Below are 11,763 nucleotides of genomic sequence, written 5' to 3'. Positions count from 1 at the left end.
ACTGAAGGAGGACCGAGATGAGCGTGCGCCGATTCCTGGCCGTGGTCGTGATCCTGGGTGCCCTGGTCGCCATCCTCGTATATGCGTGCCGGCCGACCCAACAGGACCCGCAGACGTCGCCTCTAGAAACGTCGTTGTCGGCGGCCGCGGCACCACCGGCAGCCACAGCACCACTTACGACCTTTGCGCCCGTACCTCCACCAACCACGGCGGCGCCAGCTCCGGACGCCGACGTGGCGGAAGACGTCGCCCGCCAGGCCCTATCGGTCGCGTTCACTTGGTACCCGGCCACCGACCAGTCCCCCAACGACGGCTTCGTGCGGGCCCGACAGTGGCTGACCGACAGGCTCGCAGCGCAAGTGGCCATTCCAGTCACGCCCGAACGCGGTCCCGGCGTGCAATGGGGACAGTGGGCCACCACGAACGCAAAGGTCGTCGCCGACGTGCTGATCGGCTGCTCCGGCTGCCCTCCCGATACCGACACCCTCATCCACCGCGTCGCCACCATCCACCAGACCGCGATCACCGGGGACAACGCCGTCCCTGTTAACCCCAACACCATCGTCTGGGTCACGCTTACCAAGACAGGGGGCAACTGGCTCATCGACACCATCCGGTACTGAACGCAGTAACCACCGCATCGAGTTCGACAAAGCCGTAATGCGGCAACAGGAGGGGAACCAAAATGTCCAGCAGCCGTGCACTCGCCGGGCTCGCGCTCATCGCCATGATCGCCGCGACCCTTGCCGCATGCTCAGGCTCGTCGAGCGATGACACTCGGCCCGGCAGCGTCACGCCCGCCGAATCGTCCGGCGGATCCGACGGGTGGGACGGCAACATCGCCATCGGCGTCGGCAACCGCAAAGGCATCGACCTCGTGACCCTTCCTACCCCGGACCAGGTCGACGTCGAGTGCCACGGCGAGGGCGACAACCTCACCATCGACATCGCCGCACCGAACGGGTGGCACGCTACCCTCACCCACGGATCCCAAACCGTCACGATCGAGAACGAGAGCCTCAACTACCCAGCACACGACTTCGCCGAATCCCCGGGAGCGATCGAGGCCGTCAGCAAAACACGACCGAAGGGCAGCACCAAGCAATTTCCTCTCGGCATTACCTGGGACAAGCCATCGGTCGGAGAAGTCGAAATTCAGGTCGACGACGACACTCCGCCCCACTGGATCGTGAACTCGCCGTATGACGAACTCGACATCTACATGCATCTCAACTGCAATGGGTAACGGAGATTTCGACTCGCCGAAGCATCAATTTCTCACATTTGCCACACCCCGTATTGCGAGTCGGCACGTATTGCAGTTGGGGGGCACCACGCGTGCCGGGCGAACCGGCACCAGCTCTGAGTAGCTATGTCACTCTGCCTGACAGTCGCCCGGCTACCGATAGGTTCGATGTTTGAGTACCGCAGTTCTGTTCTCCAGCAGCGAAACACGACTTCAGGATGGTTTCTCCACCTTCCCGCCGACTACGATTACGCGCGCAGAGCTTGGTACCGAGGTCCCAGAGACCTTCTGGTTGCAGCTATCCGCGGTGCTGATAATCTAGCCACCGCGCTCCCGCCCGGGAGTTCCCTGGAGCCCGTCGGGGCGGCTTCAGATGCAGCGTCAAGATGTGGCACACGTGTATTCATATGCGCCCCAATGGTCCCGGGTGGAGGTTGGTAATGACGAATCGTGTTTCAGAGGCTGTCGATCGACTGTTTCGCGTAGCGACCTCAGGGGAAGCATCTACGCTTGCAGGATTGATGGAGGCAGCAGCCCGGGACCGGAAGCGCCCGATCACCGTCGTTCAATCCAACAAGAACCTGCCGATAGGCGTTTTCGGCCAATGGGTTCAACATCCCGACCGGGACGAGGTTTCCTGCGCTGACTGGGTTCACGCCCGCGAGCGCACGCTTGCCCACGAACTCGGCCACATCCTGCTCGGGCATCGGGGCCGACCTGCCCGCGAGTTCGCGGAAGAGTTTCTTCCAGCAGCGGCTCATGGATTGGCGAAGATAATGCTTCGGCGCGAGTGCAGTGACGGACACGACGCTGAGGAAATTGAGGCTGAGGCGTTCGCGAGCAGACTCCTTGGGCGGGTGAATAGTAACCAAGCATCCCGCAATCCCGGTGTGCGCGCTCGCCTCGACGAGGCGATCAGGTGACGGCAACAGCGGCGGTCGCAGTCCTTCTATGGATAGCCGCAGCCAGTCGGTTCCGTAGGTGGTGGTGGGCTCGCACATGGAACCTGGTCGGTGTTCTGACTGTCTTCACCTGCATGGCCGCCCACATGACAGTCAACCTGCCGCTCTTCGAGAGCTTACTGAGAGGCGCACTTGGTCACTCAAATGGTGCTGGCGCGGTCAAAATGGTCCTGTTTAGCGGAATCTGCTTCGGTGCAGCCATACTCGTGACAGACCTTATGGCTCCGTCCGATCGACGTCGCGCACAGCTCATCCGGCTTCATGCGTTGCTGTCAATGGTCACCGCAGGCGGGTCGGTGGCCTTCTTCTTGACTGCCCCGGAAGTGCCGGAACAGCGCGACGGATATACCTTCGACGACCTGTATGCCCACACTCCCGGATATGCGGAGGCCGGCATTACCGCGATGCTCTACCCGTTCCTTCTCTGCATCGTGGTGACCATCGTGACGGCCGGCCATGCCGACACGCGGACCGCGACGGGTCGTGGCTTGATGGTGCTGTGCCCTGGGGTTTTCATGCTCACCGCCTACGCCGGCATGCGAATCACATACGTACTGGCCGCGTCTACCGGTGCAATCGATCCGACTCCCCGAGTCTTCGACATCACTCAGGTTCTTGCGCTCGTCGGGGTCCTCATGGTCACCATCGGTGTGCTGTGGCCGACGATGGCTCTCTGGACGGCCGCACGCCGGGCGTTGCGAGATTTCTTCGAACTCCATGAGGTGCTCACTGCGCGCTGGCCTGGTGTCGTTCGACCCTCCTGGAAAGGTAGCAGCGCCACGGATCGCGTTGCCGACCGCGCCACGGAAGTGATGGACGCCCTTAGCATCGCCGCCCAAGCCGCAGGCCTCCCCCATGGCGCCCCGATTCCCGAGGACGAAGCGCCAGTTGCAATAGTTGAGTGGATCCTTACCGGCTTCGCACGGGAAGAGTTGCCCCAGGAAGCTCTCGGCGCTCCGGAGGGCGTCTCAGACGTCGAGTGGGTGCGCACTCTCGGCGTCGCTTTCAACACCGCACGACAGGAAAAGTTGGTGGCCGCAGATGGCGATGACTGAGAATCAAACCCGCGGCGACCGTGTTGATCGCCTTGCCAGAGCATTGACTGAGGTGGGAGCTCCTTGGGTTCTCAACATTGTCTCGTCACTCTTCCTGGGCGTGTACCTTGAGTCGACGGCATGGGGGATCTTCGTCGCCATGATTTCCGGCGGCCTCCCCATGGCCTTCATTCTGTTCGAAATCTGGCGATCACGGATCGGCGATCACCATGTGACCGAGCACCGCGAACGTCACCTTCTGATTGTCGTTATCTTGGCAATCGTGCTTGCGGGTCTCGTCATTCAGATCTGCGCCAATGCACCCGCAGAACTAATCGCCTTCACGGCCGCAGGGTTTGCGACGTTGCTGGCCATCGGGATAATTACCAGCGTCGTTCGGTGGAAGGTCAGTGTGCACACTGCTGTCTCAGCGGGCATCACCGTGATTCTCATGCTCGCTGTCTCACCGATTTGGGTTCTGGCACTAGCGTGCACGCCCGCGATCGGTTGGTCGCGGGTGCGGCTCGGTGATCACACGACTGGTCAGGTCATCGTGGGTGCATTCGTGGGCGCCGTCATCGCTGGAGGCACGTACGCACTGTTCACCTAGTCCTATTCGGGACGCCGGAACGGGAAGTATGTTCGTGCTGCAATATTCTGGTCTTCGGCGTCTCGGAGATCTTGGATGTAGGCGATATAGCCCTTGATCTCCTCGTAGACATCGTCGTCATTGAAGTAGTCCATTGGTACTGCGAAGACTCGACATATGTCTCGCAGCGTGGTCCAGCTCGGCGAAGATCGCTTGCCGGACAGCAACTGCGACATGTATCCCGGCGTCATATTGCCGCCGGCGGCTCGGATGGCCTCGACAACCTCCGCTTGACTGTAGGGGCCTCGCCCCTTCGGATGGACCGTGTCGAATAGATGTCGCAGCCTTTCGGCGAAACTCTCGCTCACCGCACATCCTCCAAACTTCAAGCTTCGCCGGTAGTTGGACATGAGTATAGATGTCGTTGACGTCGCCTTATTGCAGTAGTTACGGAAGTGTTTACTGTTGCAAGTTTGCAGTAGTAAAGTAGGCTCAAGATCATTCACATGACCGACAGAAGGCGAGGCACCGGTGTCACGGAGTTCGGGCACGCCACCGCGCACGAGGACGTCAGGCGGGCATGCCCGGCGGCCGGCTCCGCGCCCGTTGATGCGCATCCCGCAGCTCCGCAATGGAGATGTCGAGCGCAGACGACAGGCGCTCAGCAACGTTGTCGGACAATGCCGTCTCCCCACGCTCGATGCTGCCAACCACGGCAGTGCGGACCCCGGCACGCGCACCGAGTTGCGGTTGGGTCAGCCCCAGCAGAACCCGCCAGTCGCCCGGGAAGCGCTCCGAGACTGGGATATTCACAAAGTCGGAGATGGGAACTTCAAGAACAGCGGCAACCCTCGCCAGGACGTCAACTTGGGGCGATGCAGTGCCCTTCTCCCACCTTCTAATCGTGGCGACGCCGACGTCGGAAAGCCGTGCCAAATCGGCTTGCGACCAGCCGGCGTTGCGGCGCGCGCCAACCAGGGCGGACGGAGTAAACCCGCGCATAACTCGCCGACTCACCGAAATAATCCTGCCGCACATGTGGTCACTGGTAGACACTGTGCCGCCCTCTCGTTACGATGCGCACATACGATCGGTTTTAAACGATCGCTTTTATATGATTGCACGAGAGCCGCATGGGGGTGGAGCTAAGAGTCGAACCCTATTGCAACGAGAAGCCCCCTGACCGTTAGCGGCGGCCAGGGGGCTCAAGCCTCAACGGATTAGCGGTCCGTTCAGGCACCATCAGCAGATTGGAGTCTCTGCAATGAACACGATAGCTGGCGCCCAAAGAGAGCGCGGTGAGCGGCATCCAGCCGTGGCGCGATCGTTAGCCACTGCCGACCTGGTGCGCATCACTGCCCAACACGTGTCTGCCGAGGGGCGTTGCGAGGAATGCGGCGCCATAGTCACGGCAGCTAAGCCTCTGTGCCCCCGAGCTGCGGCCGCGCTCCGCGAGCTAGCGCGGCGCGATGGAACCGCGGACACGTCGTCGAGAACGATTCGCTTTTCGGTCGCGGCGTTGCTGCGTTCGGCGAGCGCACACCGACCAACCCCTGAGGGGCGTTGCTTCCGGTGCGGCTTCGTCTACACCCCCGAGTGCCAGGACTGCCCGCAGCTGCGGCGTATCCGCCGCGAGTTGGAGGCACGCGGAATGATCCCGTTGACCGCACCTGAGCCGGGTGTTGGCACGTGCGCGGGCAAGTCCGCTTCCTGGGAACTGACGGGGCAGAAGTTGGCATCGTGGCAGCGTGCGATCAATTCGTGCCACGAATGCCCGATCCTCACCCAGTGCCGCGCCACGCTTCGCGATCGAATCGTTGGGGGTGAACCGCCGCAGGATCAGGTCGTCGCGGGCGCCGCGTTCGATTACTACGGCAATCATGTACCCGCCGATCGGCTCCGGGCGTATGCAGTCCTGCGTGCCAGGACTCCCCGAGGTCCTGCCACCCACGTCGCTGCCGGTGGTGATGCCGCATGACCGCTCGCCGATCAACCCCGACGGTCCTGCCGTGCTCGATTGACCCGCAGTCGTGGGACATCGATGAGGGTTCGTACCAGGCCGGCCGCGACGCGCAGCGGGAGTGCTTCCGGTGTCCGCGGCTCGCCGCATGCCGCGCCGAAGTCGCAAAGATGATCGCGGCGGGAGATCCGCCGCGGTCGATGATCTGGGCCGGTGTCGCGTATCGCCACGACGGAACGGCCGTCGCCAGTGATCGTGAGCTGCGGGTGTACTACAACCGCGTCGTAGGGCAACGGGCAATCGAGCGGGGGTCGGCGGCATGAGCAGTCTTTCCGACCGTGTCCTCCTCATGGCGACCGGCGAGATCGAGTGCCCCGGCACCGAGGGGCTTCCTTCCCTGCGGTGGAACTGGCTCGCTGACCTGCACTCCCACCCGATGTGGGGTCTGGTCACCATTCCGGGCTTCTCCGTACCCGTGGGGTACACCGTCGCCACGTTGTGCCGCGATATGCCGACCGGCACGGTCGACCCCCTCGCTGCTCGATGGGATGCGATTGACCGGCTCGCTGCGATCGGCGCCAGCCGCGCTCAGTCAGCTGCCCTCTATGCCTGGTCCGCGGTCGCCGACTCCTCAGTTGACGCCCACGACTACCTGGGTGGCCATCAGTTCAGTGGTGCGGAAGCTGTCGCCGCCGCGTTCTGGGCGCACCTCGCCGCCAAACCGGGCTCTGTCGCCGAGGCGTGCGTCGCCGCGGCCATCGAGGCCTGGGATTCACGGCTGCACTGCCCCTCGGCGAGAGGGGCGGTCGCATGAGGGGTCTTACCGCAACCGACCGTCACGGGCGAACGTGGGAACTCATCGCGATAGAGAGCGTCATCTGCGCATTCCTCGTCACCGACACCAGGACGCCGACCGTGATGTCCGCTCCGGATCTCATCGACACGCATGGCCCAATCCGGCTCTCACCGGACAGGTGTCGTCTCAGCCCGGGATCACGCGACGCGCTCGTAGATGTCGTCGACCTCGTCGCATCGGAGCCCGAGACAGCCACGGTTGAGCAGATCCGTGAGGTTGCCGCCGCGGCGCACCTGTTGCTCGGTGTGAAGCCGGCACCGCGGTCGGCGTAACTGGCACGGCTGCGACCAAACCAACCCTTCTCCGATCCCTTTCAGCGGACACGCGCGAACCTCCACAGTTCGCGGTGACCGCGCTTGTGGATCGGCATCCACCCACGCCCAAAGCGAGGCGATGCCCCTGAACCGTAACCATCGCGCTACCCCGATAACCCAAATTTCAAAGCGCAGACCCTCAGAAAACACGAAAACCCCCTTGGTGGGGGTGGTTTCAGATTCACGAACCGCTCCGCCGGCATGTTGTTGAGGAGGACTTGCCGGTCCTCCTCAACCAAGAGGGTGAAGGCCTTGCCGCGCCGTCACATTCTCTGAGGGTGAGTGCCGGAAGTTACCCGCTTCCGACACTCGTTCTGCATTCCCCGAAGGGACATACCTGTGCCAGGTACGTCTGATGCTAACGCATGCGCTGAATCAGCTTCAACACCAATCGTTTCGTCCACCAACACCACGTCATCGACGCACGGCGGTACGCACATTCCGCAGTCGGCAGAAGTCGAGACCTGGGAAGCCTCCGTCCACGCAGCCACCCAAGCCATCAACAAACTGCACGAATACAACCGCGACACCGGGCAACGCGGCCGATCCTTCACCCTCCCGATCACACCCGGACGCGAAGCCACCATCCCCGTCTGGTCCGGCCGCACCGAATGGCTACGCCAACTCCGCCACCACATCACCCACACCGCCACTGGCCAAGCCGCACTCACCGCCCACCGCATCAGTATCGAACGCCTAATGGCCGTCGCCACAGCCCACGCCCGATTCGCGGATTCCACCACCGGCCGCGGTGTCACCGCGTCCCGGCAACTCATCGCACACCACGCCGGTGTCTCACTCTCCGTGATCAACCGGGCCCGCCGCGTCCTCAAAACCCTCCAGATGGGTGTCGAACTCGAACGCGGCCGCACCCTTCGCACCCATGAATACCTGGCCGCCGAACTCCACCACGGCGGCCAACAACACCACGCCGCCTCCGTGTGGGCACTCAGCTCACCGAAACACATCGTCGACGCCACACCCCCACCCCCACAACGACCATCGCGTCCGCGCCGCGCCCGCGCCGCCAGACGTCTCGCACGCCACCGCACCCGGCCCCAACAACCGACCACCGCGGCCAGCACCACTCATCCCCAGGCCACCGGCGCTGACACCCTATCCCCCGGTACTTACGTTCCTTCACATAATCTTTCGTTACGAAGCACTCACCAACGCGCACACGCGCGGCCCACCACACCCACCCCACAACCCCGACCACTCCACCTCCAACGAGCCGCCGCCACCCTCATCGCCCGCTCCCCCGATATCACCCACGGCCATATCGGCACCATCTGCGACACCATCACGGCCGCCGGCATCGACACCACCCGCTGGACCGGCCACGACATCGCACAGACCCTCGACCGCGACACCACCCAACGCGGGTGGACCTGGCCCACCGCAGACCGGATCAGCTCACCGGCCGCCCTCCTCCGCTGGCGACTGACCCACATCGACTGGACCGGCCCCTCCCCCAGCCAGCACCGCACCGCAGCCGACGCCCGGCGCCGCCGCGAACAGCACGCCCGCCGCACCGCCATCCACCATCGCAACGCCATGCAAGCAACCCCGGAGCAGCGGGAAGCCGCCCTCGCACAGATCCGCCGGACCCTGCGTCACACCACACATCGCCGACTTGATCTCCGATGAGCCGTCCAGAAGGACGTTCGCCAGTTTCGCGGGTAGTCCTCCACTGCCATCGAGCCGCCGCACCTCGGGTGACCGGCCGAGTGCTACTGCTGTGGAACAACACCGGAGGCGATCTTTGGACTATCTCGATCAGCGTTGCGGCAGTGGATCGCTGCCGCAGTGGTGCGAGTTCTCGGAAGCTGGGCGAGTCTCACGGCGTCCGCCCACCGTTGGAGTGCGTCGGCGGGGTCCGGCTCAATGTGGATACGGTGTCAGCCATGACTGACTGGGTGCAGCAAGCGCAGGACCTCACCGACGAGGTGCTGCGGCCCGCTGCGGCGGAGGTCGACAGGTCGGGGAAGATCCCGCGATCGCACTTCGCCGCACTACGCGGCCGGGGCTTCTACGGCCTCACCTTCGCCACCACAGACCCCGTCAACACCCTCGCCGACGTCGGCGAAATCCTCGTCAGCGGATGCCTGGCGACCGCATTCGTCTGGGCCCAGCACCACGGCACCCTGCTCCGGATGGTGATGTCGAGAAACGACACCCTCAAGGCACAATTTCTCGCCGGCCTGCAGAGCGGCGCCGTCACATCCGGGGTGTCCGGCAGCGGCTACGCGAACCCGGAGAACCCCTTTATCGTCGCGACCGAAACAGACGATGGATACACCATTACCGGGCAGGCACCGTTCGTCACCGGATGGGGTCTTGTCGACGTCATCGGTGTCACCGCATACGACACCCGAGCACAGAAAACAGTCACCTTCCTCATGGACGCGACCGACGGCCCAAACGTCCACGCGAACCGAATCCCGCTGTCCGCGGCCAACGCATCCCACACCGTCGAACTGACCTTCAACGGACACCACATCCCCCACACCGCAGTCATCCACGTCCGAAAGACTCCTCGCGGCGGACTCAGCATCGCGGACCGGGCGATTCTCCGGATCAACGGCTCCCTCGCCCTCGGCGTGGCACGAGCCTGCCTGACCGAAGCCGACCGCATCGGACACCCCTGCCCACAACTGTGGGAAACCCACGCCACAATCCGCGAGGCCCTCAACAACACGGCCACCGGCGACGGAGACATCTACGACGCCCGCGCCCGCGCCAGCCAATTCGCCGTCACCGCCGCCAACTACGTCGCCACCGCCGCAGGAAGCCGATCCGTCCAACACGGCGAACCCACCGAGAGAATGGCCCGGGAAGCCACCTTCAGCATGGTCTGCACCACCACCCCGGAAATCAAGTCACGCATCCTGACCACCCGTCACCCCCAGTGAACCTGCGAGACCGAGGCGCGATGACACCCGAACCGAGTCAGACGTTCACGACAGTAGCGGCAAGCTGCTCACACATCCTCGGTCCCATCACCGGCGTCCCGCTCCCGGCACGCCGTCCACGAACAGCAGGAATCCGCACTCGCACAGATCCGCCAGGCCTGTGCCAACCCCGGCCGAAGCGACACGATCTTCGATCTATCGCAACAGGACGTCCACCCCACCCACAGGCGGGAGTCCACCACGCGGGCACCCGAGCCCTCACAACGATTGTCTGCAACACGCCCAGCGTGATGCACCGTGCATCACCAGCACCCGGATAGCGGGTGCGTCCAGTCCGGATGGCGAGCCCTCTGCAGTGTCTCGCACGGTCAATGCCCAACACGAGCGAACCAGCGATACACCTCAGGTGTCATGCAGGAACGCTCGAAGTCGCTCGAGCACCAACTCGGGTCGTTGATCGACAACCCAGTGACCGACGCCGTCGACCGTCTCGAGCCGAAAACCACCTGCGTGCTCGGCATACCCGCGCAGCAGCGTCGGAGTGATCACCGGGTCCCCCACTCCGTGCAGGAACCGCATCGGAACATCAACGGAGGTATTCGCGAATTCACCGGCACGGATCAATTCTCGCGTCAGGAATGTGCGATACCAGCGCGAGCCGGCCACCGAATGACCGGGCAAGCGCATGCAACGCACATAGAGCCTGAAGTCATCGTCGTCGAGGTAGAACCCGGCGCCGACCCAACGGCCCGTCATCCTGATAAAGCGACCCTTCGGGTCGCTGAGAAGACGCGGCCCGATCACCGGAAGAGAAATCGGGATCTGATACCAGAACCGCCACAAATGTCGAACTGCCGTCAGATCGAACGTCAGCCACGGTCCTACCGTGTTCAGGCCGAAGAAGCCGGACACCTTCTTCGGATGTCGCAGCATCAGATGCGCCGCGATCGGACCACCCCAATCGTGCGCCACGACCCGCACCGGGGCGACGCCGAGCCGGTCGAGCACAACCGCGAGATCATCGGCCATATCGGTCTTGTAGTAGCGTCCATCGGGCGCTGAGCTCCACCCAGCCCCGCGCAGATCCGGGCACAGCACGCGGTAGCCATCGGCCGCGAGCGGTCCGATCAACTCGTGCCACGCCCACCAATTCTGCGGGAAACCGTGAACAAGCATGACCGGCGACCCGTCGGCCGGCCCGGCATCGGCGACGTGAATCGTCACACCGCCGCCTACGTCGACGAACCGGTGCTCCACCCCAGCGAGCACCGGCAATGAAGGTGAGTTCATGGCTACTCGCTCCCTGTTCGCACGACGATGCCTCACCGCGAATAATGCAGCGTTCACCCGCTACGCAGATAGGCTGCCACGTACGCAGAACCCGCGTAGGGCTAATGCGCCGATGACGGGACGCGAACAGGACGAGGTATCGCGCGGGCGAAACAGAACTCGCGAGTGTCAAGATCTCCTGGTAGTCGTCAGGTCTGGGATCGGCCTTGAAGTCCAACGGCACCTCACTGTCGTCGGGACCTTGGCGCCAGCCGCGCTTCTTGCACCGATGCGGATGACCGAGACGGGACGGGACGACCTCCACGCCGTGAAGAAGTCAATGAGCGTTCGGGCGATCAGGCCGGGCGCGTTCTCCATGGGGACGTGCCCCGCATCCGGGATACGGATCAGCGTGGTATCCGGGGACCTCCGAGGCCAACCGCTCCGGGCCAGATCAGCAACATGGGCGTTGTGGACGCCGCAGCGCGCGGACGAGGTCGAGGGTGTAGCGGCAGTCGACCGCCTTCAGCATGGTCTGCACCACCACCCCGGAAATCAAGTCACGCATCTCGAGCGCACGTCACCCCTAGAACGCTGCCAGGACGACGACACCCAGAC

The 11,763-nt window shown here is 63.7% G+C and carries 13 protein-coding genes; 9 read left to right on the top strand and 4 right to left on the bottom strand.

Translation table 11 applies throughout. The annotated features are described in order from the left end of the window. Positions 1-17 precede the first annotated feature (17 nt). Together RHA1_RS38800 and RHA1_RS38795 are read left to right on the top strand one after the other, a co-directional pair. Positions 18-623: a hypothetical protein gene (locus RHA1_RS38800; RefSeq protein WP_011599411.1), complete on the top strand. Its 606-nt coding sequence runs from the start codon at positions 18-20 to the stop codon at positions 621-623. 62 nt (positions 624-685) lie between these two features. After that, positions 686-1,246, top strand: coding sequence for a hypothetical protein (locus RHA1_RS38795; protein ID WP_011599410.1), 561 nt, complete (start codon positions 686-688; stop codon positions 1,244-1,246). A 491-nt stretch (positions 1,247-1,737) separates the two neighbouring features. On the opposite strand, the gene RHA1_RS50915 is transcribed toward RHA1_RS38795, so the two are convergent. Further along, positions 1,738-2,247, bottom strand: coding sequence for a hypothetical protein (locus RHA1_RS50915; protein ID WP_157180068.1), 510 nt, complete (start codon positions 2,245-2,247; stop codon positions 1,738-1,740). A gap of 47 nt (positions 2,248-2,294) precedes the next feature. Between RHA1_RS50915 and RHA1_RS38785 the strand changes: the two genes are divergently transcribed. Both RHA1_RS38785 and RHA1_RS38780 read left to right on the top strand, forming a co-directional pair. Further along, on the top strand, positions 2,295-3,263 hold the full coding sequence (locus RHA1_RS38785; protein ID WP_237723826.1) for a hypothetical protein: 969 nt from the start codon (positions 2,295-2,297) through the stop codon (positions 3,261-3,263). Next, the gene (locus tag RHA1_RS38780; protein WP_237723830.1) at positions 3,250-3,852 is read left to right on the top strand and encodes a phosphatase PAP2 family protein; all 603 of its coding nucleotides are present in this window, start codon (positions 3,250-3,252) and stop codon (positions 3,850-3,852) included. Before RHA1_RS38785 ends, RHA1_RS38780 begins: the two co-directional genes overlap by 14 nt. A 2-nt stretch (positions 3,853-3,854) precedes the next feature. On the opposite strand, the gene RHA1_RS38775 is transcribed toward RHA1_RS38780, so the two are convergent. Both RHA1_RS38775 and RHA1_RS38770 read right to left on the bottom strand, forming a co-directional pair. Further along, positions 3,855-4,199, bottom strand: coding sequence for a helix-turn-helix domain-containing protein (locus RHA1_RS38775; RefSeq protein WP_011599406.1), 345 nt, complete (start codon positions 4,197-4,199; stop codon positions 3,855-3,857). Positions 4,200-4,401: 202 nt separating this feature from the next. Beyond that, positions 4,402-4,869, bottom strand: coding sequence for a helix-turn-helix domain-containing protein (locus tag RHA1_RS38770; protein WP_020476731.1), 468 nt, complete (start codon positions 4,867-4,869; stop codon positions 4,402-4,404). A gap of 936 nt (positions 4,870-5,805) precedes the next feature. Between RHA1_RS38770 and RHA1_RS38760 the strand changes: the two genes are divergently transcribed. The 5 genes from RHA1_RS38760 (at position 5,806) to RHA1_RS38745 (ending at position 9,876) form a co-directional block, all read left to right on the top strand. Beyond that, on the top strand, positions 5,806-6,114 hold the full coding sequence (locus RHA1_RS38760) for a hypothetical protein (protein WP_016880511.1): 309 nt from the start codon (positions 5,806-5,808) through the stop codon (positions 6,112-6,114). Next, the gene (locus RHA1_RS38755; protein ID WP_011599403.1) at positions 6,111-6,605 is read left to right on the top strand and encodes a hypothetical protein; all 495 of its coding nucleotides are present in this window, start codon (positions 6,111-6,113) and stop codon (positions 6,603-6,605) included. Before RHA1_RS38760 ends, RHA1_RS38755 begins: the two co-directional genes overlap by 4 nt. Continuing rightward, positions 6,602-6,919: a hypothetical protein gene (locus RHA1_RS47415; RefSeq protein WP_081437564.1), complete on the top strand. Its 318-nt coding sequence runs from the start codon at positions 6,602-6,604 to the stop codon at positions 6,917-6,919. The genes RHA1_RS38755 and RHA1_RS47415 overlap by 4 nt, the downstream gene beginning before the upstream one ends. A gap of 741 nt (positions 6,920-7,660) precedes the next feature. Next, positions 7,661-8,611: a Rep protein gene (locus RHA1_RS38750; protein ID WP_237727064.1), complete on the top strand. Its 951-nt coding sequence runs from the start codon at positions 7,661-7,663 to the stop codon at positions 8,609-8,611. Positions 8,612-8,868: 257 nt separating this feature from the next. Then, positions 8,869-9,876 (top strand): acyl-CoA dehydrogenase family protein, encoded by a 1,008-nt coding sequence (locus RHA1_RS38745; RefSeq protein WP_041813189.1) that lies wholly within the window; start codon positions 8,869-8,871, stop codon positions 9,874-9,876. 402 nt (positions 9,877-10,278) lie between these two features. Here the strand turns inward: RHA1_RS38745 and RHA1_RS38740 are convergent, their stop codons facing one another. Further along, on the bottom strand, positions 10,279-11,166 hold the full coding sequence (locus RHA1_RS38740; protein WP_011599398.1) for an alpha/beta fold hydrolase: 888 nt from the start codon (positions 11,164-11,166) through the stop codon (positions 10,279-10,281). Positions 11,167-11,763: the final 597 nt, after the last annotated feature.

The sequence above is a fragment of the Rhodococcus jostii RHA1 genome, from assembly GCF_000014565.1.
GTDB classification, from domain to species: domain Bacteria; phylum Actinomycetota; class Actinomycetes; order Mycobacteriales; family Mycobacteriaceae; genus Rhodococcus_F; species Rhodococcus_F jostii_A.
Note: the sequence above shows the minus strand (reverse complement) of the source record. Positions and strands in the feature narration are given on the sequence as shown.

What these genes read in the sequence shown, in the direction of transcription:
- RHA1_RS38760 (WP_016880511.1), top strand. Translation starts at nt 5,806, where the DNA reads ATGACCGCTCGCCGATCAACCCCGACGGTCCTGCCGTGCTCGATTGAC.
- RHA1_RS38745 (WP_041813189.1), top strand. Translation starts at nt 8,869, where the DNA reads ATGACTGACTGGGTGCAGCAAGCGCAGGACCTCACCGACGAGGTGCTG.
- RHA1_RS38740 (WP_011599398.1), bottom strand. Translation starts at nt 11,166, where the DNA reads ATGAACTCACCTTCATTGCCGGTGCTCGCTGGGGTGGAGCACCGGTTC.
- RHA1_RS38780 (WP_237723830.1), top strand. Translation starts at nt 3,250, where the DNA reads ATGGCGATGACTGAGAATCAAACCCGCGGCGACCGTGTTGATCGCCTT.
- RHA1_RS38755 (WP_011599403.1), top strand. Translation starts at nt 6,111, where the DNA reads ATGAGCAGTCTTTCCGACCGTGTCCTCCTCATGGCGACCGGCGAGATC.
- RHA1_RS38785 (WP_237723826.1), top strand. Translation starts at nt 2,295, where the DNA reads ATGACAGTCAACCTGCCGCTCTTCGAGAGCTTACTGAGAGGCGCACTT.
- RHA1_RS38800 (WP_011599411.1), top strand. Translation starts at nt 18, where the DNA reads ATGAGCGTGCGCCGATTCCTGGCCGTGGTCGTGATCCTGGGTGCCCTG.
- RHA1_RS50915 (WP_157180068.1), bottom strand. Translation starts at nt 2,247, where the DNA reads ATGTGCGAGCCCACCACCACCTACGGAACCGACTGGCTGCGGCTATCC.
- RHA1_RS38750 (WP_237727064.1), top strand. Translation starts at nt 7,661, where the DNA reads ATGGCCGTCGCCACAGCCCACGCCCGATTCGCGGATTCCACCACCGGC.
- RHA1_RS38770 (WP_020476731.1), bottom strand. Translation starts at nt 4,869, where the DNA reads ATGTGCGGCAGGATTATTTCGGTGAGTCGGCGAGTTATGCGCGGGTTT.
- RHA1_RS47415 (WP_081437564.1), top strand. Translation starts at nt 6,602, where the DNA reads ATGAGGGGTCTTACCGCAACCGACCGTCACGGGCGAACGTGGGAACTC.
- RHA1_RS38795 (WP_011599410.1), top strand. Translation starts at nt 686, where the DNA reads ATGTCCAGCAGCCGTGCACTCGCCGGGCTCGCGCTCATCGCCATGATC.